The 23279-nt window shown below is 69.8% G+C and carries 20 protein-coding genes; 15 read left to right on the top strand and 5 right to left on the bottom strand.

Annotated features, from left to right (window positions below; translation table 11 throughout):
• Nucleotides 1–2: 2 nt before the first annotated feature.
• Nucleotides 3–1346, bottom strand: coding sequence for a H(+)/Cl(-) exchange transporter ClcA (clcA, locus tag JCR33_RS22415; RefSeq protein ID WP_198884368.1), 1344 nt, complete (start codon nucleotides 1344–1346; stop codon nucleotides 3–5).
• A 192-nt stretch (nucleotides 1347–1538) separates the two neighbouring features.
• Between clcA and JCR33_RS25585 the strand changes: the two genes are divergently transcribed.
• The 8 genes from JCR33_RS25585 (at nucleotide 1539) to JCR33_RS22375 (ending at nucleotide 11804) form a co-directional block, all read left to right on the top strand.
• Nucleotides 1539–3077, top strand: coding sequence for an ATP-dependent DNA helicase (locus JCR33_RS25585; protein WP_198884367.1), 1539 nt, complete (start codon nucleotides 1539–1541; stop codon nucleotides 3075–3077).
• Between the two features lie 225 nt (nucleotides 3078–3302).
• The gene (locus tag JCR33_RS22405; protein ID WP_198884366.1) at nucleotides 3303–4418 is read left to right on the top strand and encodes a linear amide C-N hydrolase; all 1116 of its coding nucleotides are present in this window, start codon (nucleotides 3303–3305) and stop codon (nucleotides 4416–4418) included.
• Between the two features lie 95 nt (nucleotides 4419–4513).
• Complete coding sequence (locus JCR33_RS22400; RefSeq protein ID WP_198884365.1) at nucleotides 4514–5908, top strand: glutamate decarboxylase; 1395 nt, start codon at nucleotides 4514–4516, stop codon at nucleotides 5906–5908.
• 48 nt (nucleotides 5909–5956) lie between these two features.
• Nucleotides 5957–6811, top strand: a complete 855-nt coding sequence (locus JCR33_RS22395) for a hypothetical protein (protein WP_198884364.1) — start codon at nucleotides 5957–5959, stop codon at nucleotides 6809–6811.
• A gap of 266 nt (nucleotides 6812–7077) precedes the next feature.
• The gene (locus JCR33_RS22390; protein WP_198884363.1) at nucleotides 7078–7323 is read left to right on the top strand and encodes a YtcA family lipoprotein; all 246 of its coding nucleotides are present in this window, start codon (nucleotides 7078–7080) and stop codon (nucleotides 7321–7323) included.
• Between the two features lie 4 nt (nucleotides 7324–7327).
• Nucleotides 7328–8374: a multidrug transporter subunit MdtN gene (gene mdtN / locus JCR33_RS22385; RefSeq protein WP_198884362.1), complete on the top strand. Its 1047-nt coding sequence runs from the start codon at nucleotides 7328–7330 to the stop codon at nucleotides 8372–8374.
• A complete protein-coding gene (locus JCR33_RS22380) occupies nucleotides 8358–10244 on the top strand; it encodes an FUSC family protein (protein ID WP_198884361.1) in 1887 nt (628 codons plus the stop codon). Before mdtN ends, JCR33_RS22380 begins: the two co-directional genes overlap by 17 nt.
• Nucleotides 10245–11804: a TolC family protein gene (locus tag JCR33_RS22375; protein WP_198884360.1), complete on the top strand. Its 1560-nt coding sequence runs from the start codon at nucleotides 10245–10247 to the stop codon at nucleotides 11802–11804. It begins immediately after the preceding gene.
• 3 nt (nucleotides 11805–11807) lie between these two features.
• Here the strand turns inward: JCR33_RS22375 and JCR33_RS22370 are convergent, their stop codons facing one another.
• Nucleotides 11808–12857: a linear amide C-N hydrolase gene (locus JCR33_RS22370; RefSeq protein ID WP_198884393.1), complete on the bottom strand. Its 1050-nt coding sequence runs from the start codon at nucleotides 12855–12857 to the stop codon at nucleotides 11808–11810.
• A gap of 216 nt (nucleotides 12858–13073) precedes the next feature.
• Here JCR33_RS22370 and efeU point away from each other — a divergent pair, with 216 nt between their 5' ends.
• The 7 genes from efeU to mmsB all read left to right on the top strand — a co-directional run bounded on the left by efeU (nucleotide 13074) and on the right by mmsB (nucleotide 20414).
• The gene (efeU, locus tag JCR33_RS22365; RefSeq protein WP_198884359.1) at nucleotides 13074–13928 is read left to right on the top strand and encodes an iron uptake transporter permease EfeU; all 855 of its coding nucleotides are present in this window, start codon (nucleotides 13074–13076) and stop codon (nucleotides 13926–13928) included.
• Nucleotides 13921–15102 carry an iron uptake system protein EfeO gene (gene efeO / locus JCR33_RS22360; RefSeq protein WP_198884358.1) on the top strand — a complete coding sequence of 394 codons (1182 nt, stop codon included), beginning with the start codon at nucleotides 13921–13923 and terminating at the stop codon, nucleotides 15100–15102. Before efeU ends, efeO (JCR33_RS22360) begins: the two co-directional genes overlap by 8 nt.
• Nucleotide 15103: 1 nt before the next feature.
• Nucleotides 15104–16432 carry an iron uptake transporter deferrochelatase/peroxidase subunit gene (efeB, locus tag JCR33_RS22355; protein WP_198884357.1) on the top strand — a complete coding sequence of 443 codons (1329 nt, stop codon included), beginning with the start codon at nucleotides 15104–15106 and terminating at the stop codon, nucleotides 16430–16432.
• Between the two features lie 21 nt (nucleotides 16433–16453).
• A complete protein-coding gene (efeO, locus tag JCR33_RS22350) occupies nucleotides 16454–17275 on the top strand; it encodes an iron uptake system protein EfeO (protein ID WP_198884356.1) in 822 nt (273 codons plus the stop codon).
• A gap of 157 nt (nucleotides 17276–17432) precedes the next feature.
• Nucleotides 17433–18155, top strand: coding sequence for an ABC transporter ATP-binding protein (locus tag JCR33_RS22345; RefSeq protein WP_198884355.1), 723 nt, complete (start codon nucleotides 17433–17435; stop codon nucleotides 18153–18155).
• A gap of 64 nt (nucleotides 18156–18219) precedes the next feature.
• A complete protein-coding gene (locus tag JCR33_RS22340) occupies nucleotides 18220–19317 on the top strand; it encodes a SufD family Fe-S cluster assembly protein (RefSeq protein WP_198884354.1) in 1098 nt (365 codons plus the stop codon).
• Nucleotides 19318–19499: 182 nt separating this feature from the next.
• On the top strand, nucleotides 19500–20414 hold the full coding sequence (mmsB, locus tag JCR33_RS22335; RefSeq protein WP_269751248.1) for a 3-hydroxyisobutyrate dehydrogenase: 915 nt from the start codon (nucleotides 19500–19502) through the stop codon (nucleotides 20412–20414).
• 13 nt (nucleotides 20415–20427) lie between these two features.
• On the opposite strand, the gene JCR33_RS22330 is transcribed toward mmsB, so the two are convergent.
• Genes JCR33_RS22330 through JCR33_RS22320 form a run of 3 tightly spaced genes read right to left on the bottom strand, consistent with a single transcriptional unit; the run spans nucleotide 20428 to nucleotide 23277 of the window.
• A complete protein-coding gene (locus JCR33_RS22330) occupies nucleotides 20428–21705 on the bottom strand; it encodes a TRAP transporter large permease (protein WP_198884352.1) in 1278 nt (425 codons plus the stop codon).
• Nucleotides 21706–21708: 3 nt separating this feature from the next.
• On the bottom strand, nucleotides 21709–22239 hold the full coding sequence (locus JCR33_RS22325; RefSeq protein WP_198884351.1) for a TRAP transporter small permease subunit: 531 nt from the start codon (nucleotides 22237–22239) through the stop codon (nucleotides 21709–21711).
• Complete coding sequence (locus JCR33_RS22320; RefSeq protein ID WP_198884350.1) at nucleotides 22240–23277, bottom strand: TRAP transporter substrate-binding protein; 1038 nt, start codon at nucleotides 23275–23277, stop codon at nucleotides 22240–22242.
• Nucleotides 23278–23279: the final 2 nt, after the last annotated feature.

Raw genomic sequence — 23279 nt, 5'->3', positions numbered from 1 at the left:
CCTCACCTCGACCCCCGCTGGCGGGCGGCGAGGCGCGCCGTGCGCAGGCCGAGCGAATCGTAGATCGGCGGGTTGCGCAGCGCCGTCGGCACCAGCATCGCCATGAAGCAGGCGGCGAGCACCGGCAGGAGCATGGTGGCGCTCGCCGTCATCTCGAGCACCAGGGCGATGCCGGTGAGGGGAGCGCGCACCACGCCGGCGAAGAGGGCGGCCATGCCGACCACGGCGAAGCCCGCCTTCTCGAGGGCGGCGGCGGGCATCATCGTGTCGAAGGCGACGCCGACCACGAGGCCGAGCTGGGCGCCGAGCACCAGGAGCGGGGCGAACAGGCCGCCCGGCGTGCCCGCCGCGTAGGAGAGGGCGCCGAGGGCGAAGCGGGCGAGGAAGAGAAGGGCGAGCGACAGGATCATCCCCTCACCGAGGAGGGCGCTCTGGGTGAGGGTGTCGCCGCCTCCGATGAGGCGCGGCGCGTACCAGCCGATCACGCCGACGACGCCGCCGATGACGGCCGCCTTCGCCGAGGCGGGCACGGCGGCGAGGCTGTCGTTGAGGGCAAGGGCGCCGAGCACGGCCTTGTTGTAGGCGACCGCCGCGAACCCGGCGAGCGTGCCGAGCACGACATAGAGCCACATGTCGGTGGGCTCCGGGACGGTGACGGCCGGGAAGCGGAAGTCGGGCGCCGAGCCGAGGATCGCGTGCGAGACGATGATGGCGGACGCGGACGCGGCGAGCGCGGCGATGGCGATGCGGGTCTCGAAGCGGCGGACGAGCTCCTCGAGCACGAAGATGGCGCCTCCCATCGGTGCGTTGAAGGCGGTGGCGAGGCCCGCGCCCGCGCCCGCGGCGAGGAGGACGCGGCAGTCGGCGCGGCTCAGATTGTAGAGCCGGCCGAGCGCCTCGGAGATGGTGGCGCCCATCTGCACGCTCGGACCCTCGCGGCCGAGGGCGAGGCCGGAGCCGATGGCGAGCAGGCCGCCGACGAACTTCACCGGCACGAGGAGGAGGCCCGACGCCTTCAACTCGCCGCGCAGCACCGCTTCGACGTGAGGAATGCCGCTGCCGCCGGCCTCGATGGCGTAGCGCCGGACGAGCCAGGTGGCGAGGCCGGCGGCCGCCGCCGACGCGCCGACCACGAGGAGAAGGCCGTTGGAGCCGTCGCCCTTGAGGCCCGTGACGGTGGCGACGCGCCAATCGTCGGCCTCGGTGAGGACGAGGCGGAAGAGGGCGCACACGAGGCCGGCGATGGCGCCGCCGACGGGGGCGAGCAGCATCAGCGGCAGGTAGCTGCCGCCGTCGTCGGTCTCCTCCGCCGGGGCGGGGGTGGGCGTGGGGACGCCTTCGGTCATCGCGCGGTGCTCGGTCGTTCAACGGGTTGCGGGCGGGCCACTCCTGCGATGGCGCGCCACGCGGCGCAAGGTGGCAGTTGCCGCACGGAGAGGCGGGCGCTGGATGGCCGAGCCCTTCGGCCATAGGGTTGAGCCCGCCTTAACGGACCCGCGGGCACAGTGTCGGAGACCCGCCGAGGAGCGCCTTTCGCCGTGACCCTTCCCGCCTGCCCGCATGTGGACTTCTCCGACGATCAGGCGGCGGCCTGGTCGCGCGTGGCGGCGGCGATCGGGGCGCGCGGGGTGGACCTTGCGGCCGGCGTCGCCGGGCGCGCCGAGGGGGCGGGGGCCAAGGTGGCGGTGCTCGGCAAGGCCGGCTCCGGCAAGACGCATCTGCTCGCCCGCCTGGTGAAGGATCTCGAGGCGTCGGGCGTCAAGATCGCCGCCCCGGAGGAGGGCAAGACGCGGCCCGGCCGGCGCACCCTCGCCGTCGTGACGCCCACCAACAAGGCGGCGAGCGTGCTGCGCCAGCGCGGCGTGCCGGCGACGACGCTCCACCGCATGCTCTACCGGCCGAACTTCCATCCCGACTATCAGCATCTGGTGGAGTGGCTGACGGGCGAGCGCAGCGACGAGCCGGCGATGGAACCGGCGCTGCTCCTGCGCGCCAAGGCCGCCTACGCCGCCCACAAGTCGGTGGTGGTCGCCCTCGCGATGGCGGGGATGCGCGGCAGCGACTTCATCGCCGGCTGGACCGCCCGCAAGGACCCGCTCGACATCGGCTTCGTGGACGAGGCCTCGATGCTGGGCGAGCATCATCTGGAGGACCTCGCCACGCTGTTTCCGACGCTGGTGCTGTTCGGCGACCCGGCCCAGCTCGCCCCGGTGAAGGGCGGGGCGATGGTGTTCGACGCGCTGCCCGACGGCGAGCGCGTCAGCCTGTCGCGGGTGCATCGGCAGGCCGCCGACAGCCCGATCCTCGACCTCGCCCATGCGCTGGGCGACCCCGATCTCGGCTTCGGCGAGTTCGAGCGCCTGGTGGAGCAGGCGGCGGAGCGGGACGAGCGCGTGGTGGTGGCGGGCCGGGTCGACGCTGCGCTGATGCCTCGCTCGCCGGTGCTCGTCTGGCGCAACCAGACGCGGATGCGGCTGATCCGCGCCTTCCGCACCGCCTTCGACGCGCCGCCGAACCGGCTGCTGCCGGGCGAGCCGCTGGTGTGCGACGGCCTGGAGTTGCCGGCGAAGATGCAGAGCCGGCGGGTGGAGCTCGAGGCGCGCGGCCTCATCCGCGGGGCGCAGACCGTCTATCTCGGGCCGGGGCGGCGAGCCGGCTTCGCGCGCGTGTTCGTGGTCGGCTCCGAGGACCCGGTGGTGAGCTGCCGGGCGATCGTGCGCATCGAGTCGCCCGACGAGGAGGAAGCCTTTCTGCCCTTCGTCGCCAACATGGGGGCGACGTTCGTGCACGGGGCGGCGCTGACGATCCACAAGGCGCAGGGCTCGCAGTGGGAGGACGTGCAGGTGTTCGCGCCGGACCTCTGGGCCGCCGCCCGCTCCGGCCTCGCCGAGGCGGGCGTGCCGCTGTGGAAGCGGCTCGCCTACGTGGCGCTGACGCGGGCGCAGCACCGCCTTCTCTGGGTGCGCCAGCCGCGCCTGTCGCGCCCTGCCGCGCCGCTCACCGTCGATGATCTCGCCGGGGTGACCGCATCGCCCGAGCAATCCCTGTTCGCCGGGGAGGGGATCGTCACCGGGTGACGTAGAGTGCGAGTGGTTCCAGGAATGATCCGCATTGGAAACAATATTTTAGGCCATTGATGTTCGATTCACCCCGTACGCCGGGCGAGTTACAGCGGCCTTTGCCCATCAGTACGCGCGTGCGGCCGGTCGATCCTCGCCGTCGATCCGCGAGCCGGTCGACGCGGGTCGGCATCGACGGCACCACGGACCGAAAGCCGCGAAACAGCAAGAGACCCGGATCGAATGTGCACCTCTCTCGCCTACCGTGACACCGCCGACAACGTCTATTTCGGCCGGACGCTCGAGCTGACGGTCGACCTGCCCTATCAGGTGGCCTACTTCCCAGCCGGCTTCGCCTTCTCCTCCGAATTGAAGGGGCATCCGGCGCTCGCCTACACCGCACGCCACGCCTTCGTCGCGGTGACGATGCCGGGGCGGATGCCGACGGCGGACGCGCCGCTCGGGCCGACCGACCTCAAGGCGCTCGAAGGGCTCAACGACAAGGGTCTGACCTTCAGCCTCCTCTCCTACCCGGCGGCGAGCGGCGGGCATCGCTCGGCCGAGATGACGCAGGCGGTGCTGTCGGCCTCCGACCTCGGCAGCTGGGCGCTGAGCCTGTTCGCCACCGTGGCGGAGGTGAAGGCGGGGCTCGGCGCACAGCCGGTGATGCTCGAGGCGCTCGCCCTTCTCGGCGGCGTGGAATCACCCTTCCACTACGTCGTGCACGATCCCTCCGGCGCCGCGCTCGTCATCGAGTTCCACGAGGGCGAGATGCACCTCTACGACAATCCGGTCGGGGTGATGACCAACGGGCCGGACTTCCCGTGGCATCTCACCAATCTCAACAACTACACCTTCCTCACCAACGTGGATCGGTCGAGCGCGACCTTCGGGACCTACCAGGCCGCGCAGCCCGACTCGGGCATCGCGACGGCCGGGCTGCCGGCCTCGAACACCTCGGTGGGGCGCTTCGTGCGGGCCGCCTTCTACGCCCAATATGCCGAGAAGGCGACGACGCCGGATCTCGCGGTGAAGACGCTCGCCCACATCATGAACAACTTCGACCGGCCGCGGGGCGTGACCATCGACTATCCCTCGGAGGGCGGCGGTCACATGGAGGTCGCCGGTCTCTCCTCCGACAGCGCCACGGCCTACGCGACCGAGTACACCTCGTGGACCAACCTGTCGGATCTCTCCCGGCGGCTGTTCTTCGTGCGCGACTACAAGAGCCTCAACTTCACCTCCTTTGATCTCGGTGCGCTGGCGGCAGCGTCGACGCCCTGCGTCCTGCCGCTCAGCCATCTCGGGACGGCCGCCTTCGACGCCTCGGCGATGCTGATCGCGGCAACGCACGCCTGAGCGGTCGGCGACGCCGCCGGCGACGAGGCGATGAACGGGCCACCGGGGGCCGCGCAGGCCCCGCGTCACGATCAAGAAGAAACGAGGGGATTGAGATGACTCGCGATCTTTCCGGAACGGACGACGGCGTCGACGACGAGACCTACGGGGCGGCGGAGCTCTCCACCGTGCTGCCGAAGGCGTCGTTCCCCGACGGCGAGCGTGATCCGCGGCGGATCTACGCCGCCGTGCGCGACGAGCTGATGCTCGACGGCAACTCGCGGCAGAACCTCGCGACCTTCTGCCAGACCTGGGAGGAGCCGGAGGTCCATCAGCTGATGGACGACTGCATCGACAAGAACATGGTCGACAAGGACGAGTATCCGCAGACCGCCGAGATCGAGGCGCGCTGCGTGCGGATGCTCGCCGACCTGTGGAACGGGCCGAAGGGGGCGGCGGCGGTGGGCTGCTCCACCACGGGCTCCAGCGAGGCGGCGATGCTCGGCGGCCTCGCCATGAAGCGCCGCTGGGAGGCGAGGCGGCGCGCCGAGGGCAAGCCCACCGACCGGCCCAACCTCATCACCGGCCCGGTGCAGATCTGCTGGCACAAATTCACCCGCTACTGGGACATCGAGCATCGCGAGATCCCGATGGAGAAGGGCCGCCTCCTGATGACGCCTGAGGAGGTGCTCGCGCGCTGCGACGAGAACACCATCGGCGTGGTGCCGACCCTCGGCGTGACCTTCACCGGCGAGTACGAGCCGGTGAAGGCGGTGAGCGAGGCGCTCGACGCGTTCGAGGTCAAGACCGGGCTCGACATCCCGATCCACGTCGACGGGGCGAGCGGCGGCTTCCTCGCCCCCTTCTGCGCTCCGGATCTGGAGTGGGATTTCCGCCTGCCGCGGGTGCGCTCGATCAACGCCTCGGGCCACAAGTTCGGCCTTGCCCCGCTCGGCGTCGGCTGGGTGATGTGGCGCGAGGAGACGGATCTTCCCGACGAGATGGTGTTCTGGGTGAACTATCTCGGCGGCAACATGCGCGACATCGCGCTGAACTTCTCCCGCCCCGGCGGCCAGATCGTCTGCCAGTACTACAACTTTCTTCGGCTCGGGCGGAGCGGTTATCGCAAGGTCCACACCGCCTGCTACGCTTCCGCCCGCTACCTCGCCGGCGAGATTGCCGCCATGGGTCCGTTCGACGTGGTGTTCGACGGCGACATGGGCCGCGGCATTCCGGCCGTGTCGTGGCAGCTGAAGGCGGGGGAGGATCCGGGCTTCACCCTCTTCGACCTCGCCGACCGGCTGCGGGTGCGCGGCTGGCAGGTGCCGGCCTACACGCTGCCGGCGCACTGCGAGGATCAGGCGATCCAGCGCATCCTGGTGCGCAACGGGGTGAGCCACGACCTCTGCTCGCTGCTGATCGACGACATGAAGGCGGCGCTCGCCCACATCGAGGCGCATCCGATCGCGGCGCCGCTGACCAGCGAGGAGGCGTCGGGCTTCCACCACTGACGCCCGCCCGTCCTCTCCATCGTTCTCCCGTCGTCGCGCGAGGCCTCCATGAACCAGACCCGCCCCCACGGTCTCGGCGTCCACAGCGTGGGGCCGTGGCCGTTCGTGACGCTGCGCCACTACACCCACCACGGGCGGCGGCTCGTGTGGCGCTCGCGCGACCACCGCAAGGGCCTGCTGCCCACGGTGGGGGCGGTGGACATCGAGGCGATCCCGGTCTGGCAGACCGCCGCCTACAACTGGGCGACGGGGGCGCTGTTCGCCATCGGCGCCTTCTTCTTCATGCTCGGATGCGTCGACACGCTGACGGCGGCGAGCGACGGCGGGCCGTCGGCGTTCAGGATCGCGGTAATCTTCTTCGCCGGCTCGATCCCGTTCACCACGGCGGCCTATCTGCAGCACTTCCAGTCGGCGAACGCCGGGGAGTTCAGCACCGACCCCAACGCGGCGCAGCCCCGCCGCATCGCGCTGATCGGCTGGCGGCCGCACAATCCCGGCTGGCTCAGCACCTTCACCCAGTTCATCGGCACCATCGCGTTCAACTTCAACACCTTCGACGCCCTCTGGCCGCCGGCCGGGTGGCTGATGCAGAACCTCGTCATCTGGCTGCCGGACCTAATCGGCTGCACCCTCTTCCTGTTCTCCGGCTACCTCGCCTTCATCGAGGCGGGCCACGCCTACTGGAGCTGGCGGCCGAAGACGCTCGACTGGTGGATCGTCTTCGTGAACCTCGTCGGCTGCGTGTTCTTCATGACGTCCGGAATTCTCGACTACGTGCCGCGGCATCCCGAAGCCGGCTGGGTGCCGGTCGCCGCCACCGTCCAGCTCTGGATCGGCGCGCTCGGCTTCTTCGTCGGAGCGGTGCTCCTGATGCGTGAAAGCCGCTTGAAGACAAGGAAGTAGAAAGACGATTCGCAGACAATGCACCCCGAATGCGCCGGCGTGACCATCGTGGGGGTTGCCGCGATCGACAATCGACCTCGGCGAGGTCGCGCGCGGCCGCGATGGTCGGTCGTCCGTCGGCGGGCGGGAAGACGGCGCTGATGTGGATGGGTTGGAGACAGAGGCTCTCGGGACGGTGTGGGGATCGGCTTCGCGGTGCGTCGGAACGAAGGAGGCCGGCCGGCGCCTTCGTCGATCGCCTTGTGGCGTGGCGGCGATGGAGCGGCATGGCGGTCGCCGCCTGTGCGCTGGCCGGCTGCTCGCCTGCCGCGGCGCCGGCCGTGCCCTTTCTCGGCGCCTACTTTCCCTCATGGCTCTTGTCGAGCTTCGCCGGCATCGCGGCGGCGCTCGTGGTGCGGGCGATCTTCGTGCGCATCGGGCTCGACGACGTGCTGCCGATGCGTCTCCTCGTCTACCTGAGCCTCGCGGCGGCTGTCGGCTTCCTCGTCTCCATCGCCGTCTTCGGGCGGTGAGGCGATGAGCGCGCATCACATCCATCCTGCCCGCGTCGGCGGCGCCATCGTGGCGATCGGGATCGTGGTGGCGGCGGGTCTCCTCGGCTGGCGGCACATGCGCATCGCGGGCCTCCACCCGCTGTCGCAGGAAGCCGTGCTGACCGCGCCGGTGGTGCACGTGGCCGCGACCGTGTCGGGCCGCATCGTGGAGCTCGCGGTGAAGGAGAACGCCGCCGTGAAGCGGGGCGACGTTCTCTTCCGCGTCGATCCCGAGCCCTACCGGCTCGCGGTGAACCAGGTGGCGAGCGATCTCGCGATGGCGCAGGCCGCGCTGGCCGATCGCCACCGCGAGATCCGCGCCGAGCGGGAGAATGCGGCGATCGCGGCCAGTCAGGTGGCGCGGGCGGTGGAGAATCTGAGCCTCGCCACCCAGACGCTCGACCGCCTGCTGCCGCTGCGCCCCAAGGGCTATGTCAGCGCCCAGGAGGTCGACACCGCCGCGACCGCCAAGCGCGACGCCGAGATCAGCCTGCGCGAGGCGCAGCGCCAGGCCGCGGCGGCGGATGCGCTGGTGGGCAATCCCGCGGCCGCCGAGGCGCTGGTCACGGCGCGCGAGGCGGCGCTCGCGATCGCCGAGCATGCGCTCGACGGCACCGTCGTGCGTGCGCCCCACGACGGGCGCGTGGTGGGGCTCGCCATCGCGGCGGGCGAGTTCGTGCTGCCGGGACAGTCGATCTTCACCCTGATCGACACTTCCGACTGGTATGCGAGCGCGACGTTCGTCGAGACCGAGCTCGACCGCATCGCGGCGGGGCGCTGCGCCACGGTGTTCGTGCTGTCGGACCGGCGCACGCCGATCCGCGGCCGCGTGGAGGGGATCGGCTGGGGCGTCGTCTCCGAGCAGACCGTCAACATTCCCTACAACCTGCCCCTCGTGCCGCGCTCGCTCGACTGGGTGCGCGTCGCCCAGCGCTTCCCGGTGCGCATTCGCCTCGAGGATCCGCCCGAGGCGCTGATGCGCGTCGGCGCGTCGGCCACCGTCACGGTGCACGATGACACCCGTTGCTGAAGCCACCTGGCCCGCGGTCTACGCGCAGACGGTGCGCGACCTCGCCCCCTTTCCCGGCCGCTTCGACCTCACCTGGCGGATGGCGGCGCTCTGCGCGCTCGTCGCGGCGACGGCGATGCTCTACGAGATCCCCGAGTCGGCGATCAGCTGCTACCTGGTGATCTTCCTGATGCGGCCGGACGCCAGCGAGACGATCGGCCAGGCGGTGGGGCTGATGGTGCTCGTGACGGTGATCGTCGCGACGATGGTCCCGTTGGCGAACGCCACGGTGGACCTGCCCTTCGCCCGCCTCCTCATCATGGCCGGCGCCACCTTCGCCACGCTCTATCTCGCCTCGGCGAGCACGCTCGGGGAGAGCGGGGCGATCATCGGGCTCGTGATCGCGTTCGTGCTGTCGCTCATCGGCGGCGTGCCCGACGGGTTCATCGCGACCAAGGGGCTCAGCTACGCCTGGCAGATGGTCATGATGCCGATGGGGCTGATGGTCGCCTTCCTGCTCGTGTGCGGGCGCGGGCCGCAGCGGCTGGTGGCCGAGACCATCGCCCGCCGGCTCGCGGCGGCAGAGCGCGCGCTGACCGATGCCGACGACGACGAAGAGCTCCTGGAGCGTCTCCACGAGGGCAACGACGACCTCCTGAAGCGCGTGAAGATGGCGCGGCTCCTCCACCTCGTGCCGACCGCCCGCACCGGGTGGCTCGCCGGAGCCTCGGAGACGAGCTATCGCCTGCTCGTCGCCGTGGCGGCGATGCCGCGCGGCGCGGCCGCGGCGCGCCGGCGTCTCGCCGCGGCCTGCGGGGCGGCCCGTCGGCGGATCGAGACGGGCGACGCGCCGCTCGCTCCGGAGCGTGCCGAGGCGCCGGGCTCGCTCGCCGAGGTGGAGGCGTGGCGCCTCCTGACGGGGCTCGCCGCGCCCAATGGCGGGGCCGATCCGTCGCCCGCCAAGGCGCCCTTCCTCACCGCCGATGCGTTCACGAGCCCGGTGCACCAGCGCTATGCGCTGAAGACCACGGCGGCGGCGATGATCTGCTACTTGATCTATACCGGGATCAGCTGGCAGGGGATCCATACGGCGATGATCACCTGCTACGTGACCGCCCTCGGCACCACCGGGGAGACGGTGCACAAGCTCGCCCTGCGCATCGTCGGCTGCCTCGTCGGGGCGGCGATGGGGGTGGCGTCGATCCTCTTCGTCATCCCGCATGTGGAATCGGTGGGCGCGCTGATGGTGCTGGTGTTCGTCGGCATTCTGGTGGCGGGCTGGGTGGCGGCGGGCAACGAGCGCGTCTCCTACGCCGGCGTGCAGGTGGGGCTCGCCTTCCTGCTCACGATCCTCGACGGCTTCGGGCCGAGCACCTCCATGGAAAACGCCTGGGATCGGATCGCCGGTATCCTGCTCGGCAACACCATCATGTACCTGATCTTCACCGGCATCTGGCCGCGCAGCGCGGCCGAGGAGGTGCGCCGGCAGCTCGCGGCGGCGCTCCGGGCGCTGGCGCGGCTCGCGGCGACGGCGCCGTCGGACCGGCCCGTGGCGACGGCGGAGGTGGCGAGCGCGGCCGTCGCCCTCGGCCGGGCGCGCGAGGTGATGTTCATGCTGCCGTTCGAGCCGCGGCGCGATCAGCCGGCGCGGGCGGAGGTGGAGCGGCTCGCCGGTCTCGTGACCGCGGCGAGCGCATTGACGCCGGCGGTCGCGGTGTCGGCCGAAAGCCTTAAGCCCGTCGCCGCCGCGCTCGAGGCAAATGCGGCGACGCTGGAGGCGTCCGAGCCCGGCGAGGCGGCCACGCACCCTGCGGCGGGAGCGGTGCCTCCGATCCCTTCGGCCGAGATCGCGGGCCCGATGGCGCGCATCGAAACCCTCGTTGTGACCTGAATGGGGATCGTCGAGCAGCATCTTCGCCGTGTGGGGCGCCGTGCGGCGATGCCGGCGCTTCTGGCGCTCGCGATGGCGGGGTGCGCCGCCAACGCGGTGAAGCTCGCCTCCGGCTCGGCCTCCGAGCCCTGGGCGCCGTCCGACGCGATGACCACCTCCTCGCTGCTGCCCGCGGCCGACGCGGAAACGCCGCAGCCGACCGGACCGGCGAACTATGTGGTGCCCGCCAATCCGGCCGCGAGCCTCCTGCAGCCGCCGCCGCAGATCGTGGCGGACCGCAGCTACGATCTGCCGGCGCTGATCGACATTGCCGCCCGCAACAACCCGCAGACGCGTATCGCCTGGGAAGAGGCGCGCCAGGCCGCCCTCGCGGTGGGGATGGTGGAGGCGACCTTTCTGCCGTCGATCAGCGCCAACGTGATCGCCGGAGCCCAGCGGGTGCGCACGCCGCTGCCCGACAACGCGACCGGCCGCTCCTCCTTTTCCACCACCGCCGAAGCGGTGGTGCCGGCGCTGGTTCTGGAATGGCTGGTGTTCGACTTCGGCCAGCGCCGGGCGAACGCCGACCTCGCCCGCCACAACGCCTTCGCCGCCAACATCGCCTTCAACGGCATGCATCAGCGGGTGATCTACAACGTCGCGGTCGCCTACTACCGCTACGGCGCGACGGAGAGCCAGGAGAGGGCCGCCCGCCGCACCCTCGCAAACAGCCGGCGGATCGCCGATGCGGCCGATGCGCGGATGGCCCGCGGCATCGGCACCAGCGTGGAGGTGGCGCAGGCGCGCCAGATGGTGGCGCAGGCGAAGCTGCGCCTCGTCGAGGCGGAGGGGGCGCGACGCGACGCCTACCAGGGCCTCCTCGGCGCAATGGGCGTGTCGCCGACGACCAAGGTGAAGGTGAGCGACGTGTCGGCTCGGCGCCTGCCGCGCCGCCTCGGCGAGCCGACGGTGAAGATGATCGAAGAGGCGCTGGCGCAGCGGCCGGACGTGTTGGCGGCCTACTCGCGCTTCCAGGCGAGCGAGGCGGGGATCCGCGCGGCCGAGGCGTCGTTCCGGCCGAAAATCTACCTCAGCGCCATCGCGGCGAGCGACAAGGCGAGCCTCTCGGTGAGCGGGCTGCCGGGCCTCGGCCAGCAGTCGACCTCGGCCGGGGTGCTCGTGGGGATCACCGTGCCGATCTACTCCGGCGGGCTGCGCGCGGCGCAGCTTCAGGAGGCGCGCTCGCTGAGCAATGCCGCCCGCGAGGCGTTCGTCGAGACGCAGGACGCGGCGGCGCGCGAGATCGTCATCGCGAGCGACACGCTGCGCACCGCGCTCGCCGCCCATGCGGCTGCGAGCGAGCTCACCGCGGCAGCGGGCGTGACCTACGACGCCGCGCTGAAATCCTATCAAAGCGGCGTCGGCACCATCACGGACGCGACGATCGCGAACAGCGGCCTCCTCGACGCCCGGGTGGCCGAGGCGGATGCCCATGCGGCGGCGCTGGTGGCCGCCTCCACCCTGGGCTTCGCCTTGGGCGCGATGACGTCGCGCGACGCCCCGGCCAAGCTGTCCCGCTGAGGCCTATTTCCCCAGGAACTTGAAAGGCTTGGCCGGCACGAAGTCGGCCGTCGCGTCGCCGGCGAAGGTGTTGGTCTGGTTCGGGCCGAGGTCGAGCTTCAGCGTGGTGCCGGTGTCGGGCGCGAAGTCGATGGCGTTGAGATCCACCCAGAAGACGTTGGGGGTGAGAGCGGATTCGAAGAAGTAGAGCTTGCGCGCCTGGTCGGCGACGGTCCGCCAGCGGGTGGACGAGATGTTGGGCTCGCTCGGCGTGGCGATGCCGTAGGGCACCGACACGTTGCGGATGACGGAGAAGACGCCCGCGACCGCGAGGTTCGGGTCGTCGAACTTCGGGATGGCGTTGGTGTAGAAGGAGGCGCGGGCGAAGCGGTCGGCGGCGCGGTTGGTGCCGGGCAGGAAGATGGTGCCGCCGATCGTCTGCCAGTAGTCGTCGAGGGCGAGCTGGCGCTCGAAGGCGGGGGAGTTGGTCATCACCTGGTAGGACCGGCTGTGGTGGATGACCTGCTTGCCGTCGATATATTCGACGATGGCGCTGTCGCCGGTGGCGTCGGAGATCGAAAGGTGCAGCGTCGCAAGCCGCGTCTCGCCCGGCACCTGATCGGTGACGATGACGAACGGCTCGGCCTCGAGCGCCGCCACGGCCTCCGCGACGGTGGCGAAGTTGTCGAGCACATATTGCGCCCAGGCGGCGATGGTGAGGCCGGGCTTGCCGCTGTCCTCGGGCGGATATTCCGATTCCACCAGCCACAGCACGTTGGCGACGAGGCCGGCCTCGTTCATGCCGTCGGTCGTGGCGATGTCGTAGGCGGCGGCGATCACGCTGCCATATTTCGACGTCCAGGTGATGGAATTGGCGCCGGCTTCGCCGCTGCGCTCCATGCCGCGGGGAAAGACCCAGAGGTTGGTGCCGACGTCGGTCTTCCAGTCCATCGAGCGACCGGTGATCACGGTGTCGCCGGCGCCGAGATAGACGAAGCGGGTGCAGGCGAGGCTTCGATCCGCCGCCAGCGTGCTGGTGAGGGCGACGGCCCCGGCGAGCGCGAGGCTCGCCATGCGACGCAGCCGGGCGGAGATGGGAGCGGACATCGAAGCCTCCGTATCGTTTCGCTCCGGCCTCCATAGGGGACGGGGATCGGATTTCATAGCGACGCGCGCGACGGGGCGGGTCTCGGACGACGTCGGCGAAGTCGTCCCGATTCAGCCACATATTAATTTGACTTCGACAGTCCAGTTATGGGATGGGGAGGTTGCTACGACACGTGAACCGATATGCTCCCACCCTTTCTCATCATGCTGCGCGAGGGCATCGAAGCGGCACTGATCACCGGCATCGTCGCGACCTATCTGCGTCAGACGGGCCGTTCGCAGTGGATGCCGGCGGTGTGGATCGGCGTCTTCCTGGCGGTGGCGATGTCGCTCTTCGTCGGCACCGGCCTGCAGCTCGTCAGCGCGGAGTTTCCGCAGAAGACGCAGGAACTCTTCGAGGCGCTGGTCGGCGTGGTCGCCGTCGCCGTGCTGGTCTCGATGGTGTTTTGGATGCGCAAGGCGGCGCGATCCATCAAGTCCGAGCTGCACGATTCCATCGATGCGGCACTCGCCAAGCACTCGAGCGGCACCTGGGCGCTGATCGGCATCGTCTTCTTCGCCGTCGCCCGCGAGGGCCTGGAGTCGATCTTCTTCCTGCTCGCGATCTTCCAGCAGAGCACCGGGCCCGCGGCGCCGATCGGCGCGCTGCTCGGCGTCGCCGTCGCGGTCTGCGTCGGTCTCGCGATCTACGCCGGCGGCGTGCGGCTGAACCTCCACCGCTTCTTCCGCTGGACCGGCATCTTCATCCTCTTCGTCGCGGCGGGGCTGTTGTCGAGCTCGGTCAAGCACCTGCATGAGGCGGGGATCTGGAACGGCCTCCAGACGCACGCCTTCGACCTCAGCGCCGTGCTGCCCGTGTCGAGCCTCATCGGCACGATCCTGTCGGGGGTCTTCTCCTACGAGGAGGCGCCGACCGTCGGCGAGGTGATCATCTATCTCGGCTTCCTCGCCGCCACGCTGACGCTGTTTCTCTGGCCGATGGCCCCATCACGCGAGGTCCTGACGCACTCCACCACCCAAAGCGATTCCCATGCCTGACCAAGACCCTACCTCGACCTCTTCCGCGTGGTTGTTGCGGGCCGGCGTCGCCGGGGCGGCGCTGCTCGCGATCGCCGGCGGGGCGGCCTTCTACTTCGCCTCGCAGGGGCGGCAGGCCCCGCAGGGCGGGCAGGACGCGACCGTCGCCGTCACCGCGCGGGCGTGCGAGCCCAACGAGCTGACGGTGCCGGCCGGCAAGCGCTCGTTCGAGATCCTCAACCAGTCCGATCGGCCGGTGGAATGGGAGATCCTCGACGGCGTGATGGTGGTCGCCGAGCGGGAGAACATCGCCCCGGGCTTCCGCCAGACGCTGTCGGCGCGCCTCTCTCCGGGCGACTACGAGATGACGTGCGGGCTCCTGTCCAACCCGCGCGGCGTCCTCCACGTGACCCACTCGGACGAGGCGGCCGAGGCCGCGGCGACGCCGACGCTGCGCAAGCTCCTCGGCCCGCTGTCGGAGTACAAGTTCTATCTGATCCGCCAGAGCGGGGCGATGGTCGACCAGGCGGAGGCGCTGGCCGCCGCCATCAAGGCGGGCGATCTCGCCAAGGCGCGCGCCCTCTACGAGCCCGCGCGCGTGCCCTACAAGCACATCGAGCCCGCCGTCTTCCGCTTCTCCGACCTCGAGAACGCCATCGATCCGGTCGCCGACTACCTCGCCAAGCGCGAGGAGGATCCGGCCTTCACCGGCTATCATCGCATCGAGTACGGCCTCTTCGCCGAGAACAGCCTCGACGGGCTCGACGCCGTTGCCGACAAGCTCGTCGCCGACGTCACGACGCTCAAGGACCGGCTGCGCCAGCTCAAGCTCTCGCCGGCCTTCCTCACCGAGAACCCGGGCGCGATGGCCGATCAGCTCGCCCAGGGCCGCATCATGGCCGGCGAGGACCACTACGCCCACACCGACCTGACCGACCTCGAGGCGAACCTCGACGGCATCGACCGCATCGTCGAGCTCCTGAACCCGGTGCTGGAGCCGGCGGCGCCGGAGCTCGCCGCCAAGGTGAGCGCACAGCGCGAAGCCGTGCGTGCCGCGCTCGACGGCCTCCGCGGGGCGGACGGCTTCCCACCCTACGACACGGTCGACGAGGCCTCCCGCAAGGCGCTGACCGAGGCGTTCGAGAACCTCGCCGCCGCACTCAACCAAATCCCTGACGCGATCGGACTTGGATGACATGACGACATTCAAACCCTCCCGACCGAAACACCATCCCCGCGGCGCGAGCCGCCGTCAGGTCCTCGTCGGCTTCGGCACCGGTGCCGTCGCCCTCGCCGGCGGGCGTGCCCTCGCCGGGAGCGAGGGCGACGAACAGGTCGCGGTCGCGCCAAAGGGCAACGCGGATCAGCTGCAGCGCCAGTCCTTCTACGGCATCCACCAGGCGGGCATCACCACGGCGCGCCCGGCCGCCGGGCTCGTCACCGCCTTCGACCTGATCGTGCAGTCGCCGGACGATCTGGAAACGATGCTTCGCCTTCTCACCGAGCGCATCTCCTTCCTGATGCACGGCGGCGAAACGCCAACGGCCGATCCGAAGCTGCCGCCGCCGGATTCGGGCATCCTCGGTCCCGTCATCGAGCCGGACAACCTCACCATCACGGTGTCGTTCGGCGCGTCGCTGTTCGAAGGGCGGCCGTGGCTCGCCCCGCTCAAGCCGCGCCAACTGGTGCGGATGACGCAGTTCCCCAACGACGCGCTCGACCGCGACATCTGCCACGGCGACCTCGCGATCCAGTTCAACGCCAACCTGCAGGACACCAACATCCACGCCTTGCGGGACATCGTGAAGAATCTCTCTCAATTCATGGTGCTGCGCTGGAGCCAGGAGGGCAGCGTGCCCGTCGCCGCGCCGATGGAGGACGGGCGCGAGCCGACCGCGCGCAACTTCCTCGGCTTTCACGACGGCTCGGCCAACCCCAATTCCACCGACACCGCGCTGATGAACGAGATCGTCTGGGTCGGCCCTCACAACGACGAGCCGGAGTGGGCGCACGGCGGCACCTATCAGGCCGTCCGCATCATTCGCAATTTCGTGGAGCGGTGGGACCGCACGCCGCTGCGGGAGCAGGAGGAGATCTTCGGTCGTGCCAAGGCGACCGGGGCCCCGCTCGGCGCGGGACCGGGCGCCACCGAGTACGACACGCCCGACTATGCGAGCGATCCGGACGGCGCGATCACCCCGCTCGACGCCCACATCCGCCTCGCCAACCCGCGCACGCGGGCGAGCGAGGAGAACCTGATCCTGCGCCGCGCCTTCAACTATTCGAACGGCGTCGCCTCGTCCGGTCAGCTCGATCAGGGGCTCCTCTTCATCGCCTACCAGGCGGACCTCGAGAAGGGGTTCATCGCGGTCCAGAACCGCCTCAACGGCGAGCCTCTCGAAGAATACATCAAGCCCGTCGGCGGCGGCTACTTCTACGCTCTGCCTGGCGTGCGTGATCCCGGCGACTACCTCGGACGCTCCCTCGTGGAGGCCGTCCGTCGCCGCGCAACCTCTCCATCGTGAGACCAGAAAGGAAACGCAACCATGAGACTGATCCCGGTTGTCGCAGCCAGCGTCGTGGCGTCCACCGCCGCATACGGCCTGGCCCTTGCCGCCGATGTGACGCTCGAACTCGTCGAGCCGATCACGGAGTACAAGATCTACGTGGCCGAGAATACCGAAGAGCTTGTGAAGGACACCGAGGAGTTCGTGGCCGCGATCAAGGCGGGCGACGTGGAGAAGGCGAAGTCGCTGTTCGCGCCGACCCGCACCAGCTACGAGGCGGTCGAGCCCATCGCCGAGCTGTTCAGTGACCTCGACGTGTCGATCGACGCCCGCGCCGACGACTACGAGCAGGGCGAGAAGGATCCGAAGTTCACCGGCTTCCACCGCATCGAGTACGTGCTCTGGGAGCAGAACACGACCGACGGGCTCGGCGAGTACGCCGATCAGCTCCAGGCCGACGTGACCGACCTCAACGACCGCATCAACAGCCTGACCTTCCCGCCGGAGGTGGTCGTCGGCGGTGCCGCGGCGCTGATGGAAGAGGTCGCCGCGACCAAGATCTCGGGCGAGGAAGACCGCTACAGCCGCACCGATTTGTGGGACTTCCAGGCGAACTTCGACGGTTCGGAGAAGATCTTCGAGCTGCTGAAGCCCATCGTGAGCGAGCAGGACCCGGACTTCGTGGCGAAGGTCCAGGCGAACTTCGACCAGGTCGACGAGACTCTGGCGAAGTACAAGACCGACCATGGTTTCGAGAGCTACGAGAAGCTGACCGACTCGGACCGCGCGCTGCTCGCGAGCCGCGTCAACACGCTGGCCGAAGACCTCTCCACGCTGCGCGGCAAGCTCGGCCTCGACTGAGGCGAGCCGGCCGCCGCGGTGGCGCTGCGACGGCCGTCCCGATCGTCCGGTTCACGCGGTCGGGATGGTCGGCGCGGCGTTACTGCAGACTATTTGTTGCGCGCAATAGGATGGAATGGTGACACTTCCATCCCAATGAACGAAGGGAGGTTGCGTCGTGGCCGAGCAAATTCTCGGGATCCGTGGTCTCGATGTGGCGGCCAAGGGCGTGCCCATTCTGCGTGCCGTCGACTTGGAGATCGGCGCGGGCGAGGTGCACGTCCTTTTCGGTCCGAACGGGTCGGGCAAGTCCACGCTGCTGTCCGCGATCATGGGGCTTCCGCCCTACGTCGTGAGCGCCGGCGAGATCCGTCTCGGCGGCGAGAGGATCGACGGCCTCGCGATCGACGAGCGCGCCCGCCGCGGTATCGGCATGGCGTTTCAGCGCCCGCCGGCGATCGACGGCGTCACCGTCGAGGACTTCAGTCAGACGCTCGGCTCGGCGGACATCCTGCACCGCGAGGCGGCGTCGCTGGACCTCGCGGACTTCGCCGCCCGGCACATCAATGTCGGCTTCTCCGGCGGCGAGGTGAAACGCTGGGAGGTGTTCAAGCTCTTCCTCCAAGATCCCCGCCTTCTGCTGTTCGACGAGCCCGAGAGCGGCGTCGACCTCGAGCACATCTCGGCCGTGGGGGATGCGATAAACCGTCTCATGCGCACGCCGAACCGGGCCGGGGAGGCGAGATCGGCGCTGATCATCACCCATACCGGGTTCATTCTCGACTACATCGAGGCTGATGTAGGTCATGTCATGATCGACGGGCACATCGTACGCTCCGGTGAGCCACGTGCCCTATTCGAGAGCATTCAAAAGCATGGCTACAAGACGATGCAGCCATGACGGCTTGAGTTCTGCCCAATAATCCGTCCCACCACTGGAGGCAGTCATGCTGACGGAAAAATCAATGCCCGCCCTAAGCAACGAAGAGCGGAATTTCCTGGCGCCCGTGGGCTACGAAGATGATGCCCGGCGCTCCGGGACCTGCATTCTCGTCGACCAGAGCGTGCGCTACGTGCACAGCGAGGATCCCCAGGTCGAGATCATGCCGCTGAAGGATGCGCTCGGGCTCTATAGCTGGGTGCAGGACCTGATGTTCGGTCTCATCTCGCCCGACGAGAACGAGCACGTGAAGCTCGCCGCCGAGCGCACCGAAGACCCCGTCGGGCACTTCGTCCGTGTCCGCGAGGGCGCCAAGGTGCGTCTCCCGCTGCAGACCTTCTCCGTCATCGGCACGCCGCAGGGTCGCCAGTTCATCCACGACATCACCGTCATCGAGAAGGGTGCCGAGGTCGAGATGATCTCCGGCTCGGCGGTGCCGGAGAGCGTGCGCGCCGGCCACCACGTCTCGATCGGCGAGGCCTACATCCACGAAGGTGCCGTGTGCCGCTCGCTGACCATCGAGCAGTGGGGCGTCGACATGGACATCCACAGCTACAACCGCACCAAGGTGGGCGCGGGGGCGCGGGTGAGCAGCAACCAGGTGCTCGTCGCCCCGGTGAAGCATCACGCCTCGAACAGCGTCAGCTTCCTCGGCGAGAACGCGGTGGCGAACGACCACTCCGTCGTGTTCGCGCCGGCGGGTGCCAACCGGATCATGCGGAGCGAGACCCACCTCAACGGCAAGGGCGCCCGCTCCGAAAGCCTGACGCGGATGGTGACGGCCGGCGGCAGCATCACCAACGAGGCCCGGCTCGTGGGCGAGGCGGCGGACACCTACGGCTTCCTCGGCTGCGACGGCCTGAAGATGACGGACGAGGGCGAGATCCTCTCGGTTCCGGCGCTGCTCGCCCGCCACTCGAAGTCGCAGCTCTCGCACGAAGCCTCGGTCGGCATGATCAGCGAGGAGAAGATGGCCTACCTGATGTCCTCGGGAATGAGCGAGGATCTCGCCCGCGATCTGATCGTGGAAGGCTTCCTGAACCTCAAGGAGCAGGATCTGCCGAGCGAGGTGCGCAGCTCCGTGAAGGCGATGATCGAGGCCGCGAAGTCGGGCTCGATGTAACCACCCCCGTCGCCGCGGGCGCTCGCCACAAGAGCACCCGCGGCGGATTCCTCCTCAGGCCTCACACCCCGTCGCCGTGGCGCGACCCTTTGCGTGCGCTCCGGTGTAGGGTGCCCTCTCGCGGGTGACGTGCGGTTCGGCCGGCCCTCCCGCGCCGCGCTCCGGTGCGCAAAACGAGACGCTTGAAGGGGGGAGGACATCATATGAGCACTGTCGCATTCATCGGGCTCGGCAACATGGGCTTGCCGATGGCGATCAACCTCAAGAACGCCGGCTACGCGTTGACGGGCTTCGATGCCGTGCCCGAGGCGATGGCGGCGGCGCGGGAGGTAGGGATCGCCACCGCGGCGAGCGTGGCGGAGGCCGTCGCCGATGCCGACTTCGTCGTGACCATGCTGCCGAACGGCCCGATCGTGCTGACGGTCTATGCGCAGATGATACCGGCGGCGCGACGGGGAGCCGTCGCGGTCGACTGCTCGACCGTCGACGTCACGAGCGCGAAGAAGGCCCATGAGCTCGCCGCGGCGGCGGGGCTCCTGGCGGTCGACGCGCCGGTGTCGGGCGGCACCGTCGGGGCGAGCGCGGGGACGCTGACATTCATGGTCGGCGGCTCGCGCGAGGCGTTCGAGAAGGTCGGCCCGATCCTCGACGAGATGGGCGGCCGGATCGTCCATTGCGGCGACGGCGGCGCGGGGCAGGCGGCCAAGATCTGCAACAACATGCTGCTGGGGATCTCGATGATCGGCACCTGCGAGGCGTTCGCCCTCGCCGAGAAGCTCGGCCTCTCCGCTCAGGCGGCGTTCGACGTGATGTCGACCTCGTCGGGCTCGTGCTGGTCGGTCAACACCTACTGCCCGGTGCCTGGCACCGGCCCGCAGAGCCCGGCCGACAACGGCTACAAGCCGGGCTTCGCCACCGAGCTCATGCTGAAGGATCTCGGCCTGTCGCAGCAGGCGGCGGCGGAGGCGGGCCAGGCCACCCCGATGGGCGCGCACGCCCTGGCGCTCTACCGGTACTTCGAGGAGCACGGCGGCGCGGGCCGGGACTTCTCGGCGATCATCGACTATCTGAGGACCGCGACGCGCGACGTCTCGTGACGTCGAGGCGCCCCTATCGACCGTTCAGGACGAGGGCGAGGTCGGGCACGGCGACGAGCGCGGCCACCATCACGAGCATCACCAGGACGTAGGGGATGCACCCCACCATCACCTCGCGTAGCGAGCCGGAGCGGCGGGCCCCCTGCACCACGTAGAGGTTGAGGCCGACGGGCGGGGTGATCAGCGCCATCTCCACGAGCACGATCATGAGGATGCCGAACCACACCTTGTCGTAGCCGAGCTCGACGATGATCGGCACCATGATCGGGATGGTGACGACCATCAGCGACAACGTCTCGATGAAGAAGCCGAGCACGATGTAGATCGCCACGATGACGAGGAGGGTGGAGAGCGGCTCGAGCCCCAGCCCGGTCATGAAGGCGCGCAGCTCGTTGCCGAGGCCGGCGGCGGCGAGGGTGAAGTTGAGGAAGGCGGCGCCCGTCACCACCAGCATGATCATGGCGGTGATGCGGATGGTGCCGACGAGCGCCTCGCGGATCATCGCGAGGTCGACCCCGCCGAACGCTCCGGCGATGAGGAAGGCCGCGGCGACGCCCACCGCCGCCGCCTCCGTCGGCGTCGCGATGCCGGCATAGATCGAGCCCACCACCGCGGTGAAGAGCAGGATGATGGGGAGGAGCTCGACGAGCGCCCGGAGCCGCTCGGCCCCGCCGTAGCTGCGCCGCTCGCCGCCGAGCGCCGGCCGCCACAGGCACAGGAGCACGGTGACCGCCGAGAAGCCCACCGCGAGGAGGAGCCCCGGCACGAGGCCGGCGAGGAAGAGCTGGGGGATCGAGGTCTCGGTGAGAAAGCCGTAGACGATGAGGTTGATCGACGGCGGGATCATGATGCCGAGCGTGCCGCCCGCCGCGATGGCGCCGGAGAACAGGCGCGGATCGTAGCCGAGGCGCTCGGCTTGCGGCATCGCGACGGTGGCGACCGTCGCCGCCGTCGCGACGGACGAGCCGGAGGTGGCCGAGAACATCGTCGCCGTCGCGATGTTGGCGTGGACGAGGCCGCCGGGCAGCCACGAGACCCACCGGTCGAGCGCCGAATAGGTGCGGGCCGCGACGCCGCCGCGCACCAGGATCTCGCCGAGGAGCACGAAGAGGGGGATCGCGATGAGGGTGGCCGAGTTCATCGCCGACCACACCATCTGCCCGAGGCCGCGCAGCAGCGGGAAGGCGCTGTAGAACTCCGACACGCCGACGCCGAGCAGGAACAGCACGACGCCGACCGGGATCGAGAGGGCGAGGAGGCCGATGAGCCCGGCCGCGACGGCTGTGATCATCGTCTATCCTTCGTGCGGCGGGCCGATGGCGGCCTCCGCCTCGGCGAATTGGCTCGACAGGAAGAGGCCCGCTCCGACCACGGCGAGGAGGCAGCCCATCACGGCGAACCACACGAGGCCGCCGAACCAGATCGCCTGGGGGATCCACAGCGGCGTCTCGAGCACCGTGTTGGCGCGCGAGGCGTTGGCGATGGAGCGGGCGAGCACCGGCCAGGCGCGGAAGGCGACGAGCACCGCCACCGCCGACAGCGCCACCAGCGCCAGGAGGTCGAAGAGCACGCGCCCCGGCGCCGGCAGCCTGCCGCGCACCACGTCGATGCGCACGTGCGCCCGATCCACCAGCGCGAAGCCGAAGCCCCAGGTGGTGACGCCGGCCATCACGTAACCGGAGATCTCGTCCGAGCCGCCGAGCGAGTGGCCGAGCTGGCGCAGCACGATTTCCACCAGGATGAAGAGGGCGCACAGGAGAACCGCGCCGCCGGCGACGAGCGCGACGACGCGGTTCAGTCGACGCAAGGTGGCGAGCAGCGCCACCTAGTTGACGGGCACCGTCACGCCCACCGTCTTGCCGACGGTGTCGTTCCAGCGGGTCGCCCACTCGGCCCCGGCGCGCTCGGCCCAGGCGGGCAGCACCTCGCTCTCGAGGATCTCCCGCGCCTTCGCCATGTCCTCTGGGGTGGCCTCCACGAGGGTCATCGACCGCGCCTCGCCCGACGCGCACTCGCCGTCGCCGGTGAGGCAGGCGATGTCGTTGTCGAGAGCGCCCTGGGCGGAGGCCCAGGCGGGATCCTCGAAGTCGGCCTTGATGGTGTCCTTGATGAGGCTCTGGGTCTCCGACGACAGGCTGTTCCACTTGTCGAGGTTCATCGCCGTCACCACCGAATCCCAGCCGCCGAGGGGGATCGGCAGGAGGTGGGTGGAGACCTCCCACCAGCCGGCGGAGTAGCCGGAGCCCGCGCCCGTCACGGCGCAGTCGATCACGCCGCGCTGCAGCGCCCCCGGCACCTCGGAGAAGGACACGTTGATGCCCTCCGCGCCGAGCGCCTCCAGGAACTTCGTGGTCATGCGGCCGGAGCCGCGGATCTTCTTGCCGGCGAGATCGTCGAGGCCGGAGATGTCGGCGTTGCAGAACACCACCTGCGGCGGATAGGGGGCGATCGCCAGCACTTCGGAGTTGAAGCGGTCGTGGAAGATGTCCTCCACCATCGGGCGGGCGGCGTCGACCATCGCCTTCGCCTTGTCGGCGGTGAGGGCGACGAGCGGCACGTCGAGCCCTTCGAGCTCGGGCGCGTCGGCGACGGCGTAGTCGGCCACCGTCATGCCGACATCGTAGACGCCCTGGCCGAGCAGGGTGAACACGTCGCCGAGGCCGAGACCCATCTGGTCGTGGGTGGTGAGCTGGACCGTGATGTCGCCGCCGGAGGCGTCCGGCAGCGTCTCGGTCCAGTAGGGGGCCTCGTATTGCTTGTGGAGCGGCAGGCCGGACCAGCTGCCGACCACCGACAGCTCCTCCGCGAGCGCCGGTGTGGTGAGGAGGGCGGCGAGCGCGGTGGCGGTCATCAGTCGGGTCATCG

The organism is Acuticoccus mangrovi, assembly GCF_016411865.1.
Classification (GTDB): Bacteria; Pseudomonadota; Alphaproteobacteria; order Rhizobiales; family Amorphaceae; genus Acuticoccus; species Acuticoccus mangrovi.
This window is presented reverse-complemented; position numbering and strand designations above follow the sequence as displayed.

Excerpts from the sequence above, each read along its gene's own strand:
- clcA (WP_198884368.1), bottom strand. The coding sequence starts at position 1,346 with ATGACCGAAGGCGTCCCCACGCCCACCCCCGCCCCGGCGGAGGAGACC.
- JCR33_RS22405 (WP_198884366.1), top strand. The coding sequence starts at position 3,303 with ATGTGCACCTCTCTCGCCTACCGTGACACCGCCGACAACGTCTATTTC.
- JCR33_RS22400 (WP_198884365.1), top strand. The coding sequence starts at position 4,514 with ATGACTCGCGATCTTTCCGGAACGGACGACGGCGTCGACGACGAGACC.
- JCR33_RS22395 (WP_198884364.1), top strand. The coding sequence starts at position 5,957 with ATGAACCAGACCCGCCCCCACGGTCTCGGCGTCCACAGCGTGGGGCCG.
- JCR33_RS22390 (WP_198884363.1), top strand. The coding sequence starts at position 7,078 with ATGGCGGTCGCCGCCTGTGCGCTGGCCGGCTGCTCGCCTGCCGCGGCG.
- mdtN (WP_198884362.1), top strand. The coding sequence starts at position 7,328 with ATGAGCGCGCATCACATCCATCCTGCCCGCGTCGGCGGCGCCATCGTG.
- JCR33_RS22380 (WP_198884361.1), top strand. The coding sequence starts at position 8,358 with ATGACACCCGTTGCTGAAGCCACCTGGCCCGCGGTCTACGCGCAGACG.
- JCR33_RS22375 (WP_198884360.1), top strand. The coding sequence starts at position 10,245 with ATGGGGATCGTCGAGCAGCATCTTCGCCGTGTGGGGCGCCGTGCGGCG.
- JCR33_RS22370 (WP_198884393.1), bottom strand. The coding sequence starts at position 12,857 with ATGGCGAGCCTCGCGCTCGCCGGGGCCGTCGCCCTCACCAGCACGCTG.
- efeU (WP_198884359.1), top strand. The coding sequence starts at position 13,074 with ATGCTCCCACCCTTTCTCATCATGCTGCGCGAGGGCATCGAAGCGGCA.
- efeO (WP_198884358.1), top strand. The coding sequence starts at position 13,921 with ATGCCTGACCAAGACCCTACCTCGACCTCTTCCGCGTGGTTGTTGCGG.
- efeB (WP_198884357.1), top strand. The coding sequence starts at position 15,104 with ATGACGACATTCAAACCCTCCCGACCGAAACACCATCCCCGCGGCGCG.
- efeO (WP_198884356.1), top strand. The coding sequence starts at position 16,454 with ATGAGACTGATCCCGGTTGTCGCAGCCAGCGTCGTGGCGTCCACCGCC.
- JCR33_RS22340 (WP_198884354.1), top strand. The coding sequence starts at position 18,220 with ATGCCCGCCCTAAGCAACGAAGAGCGGAATTTCCTGGCGCCCGTGGGC.
- JCR33_RS22330 (WP_198884352.1), bottom strand. The coding sequence starts at position 21,705 with ATGATCACAGCCGTCGCGGCCGGGCTCATCGGCCTCCTCGCCCTCTCG.
- JCR33_RS22320 (WP_198884350.1), bottom strand. The coding sequence starts at position 23,277 with ATGACCCGACTGATGACCGCCACCGCGCTCGCCGCCCTCCTCACCACA.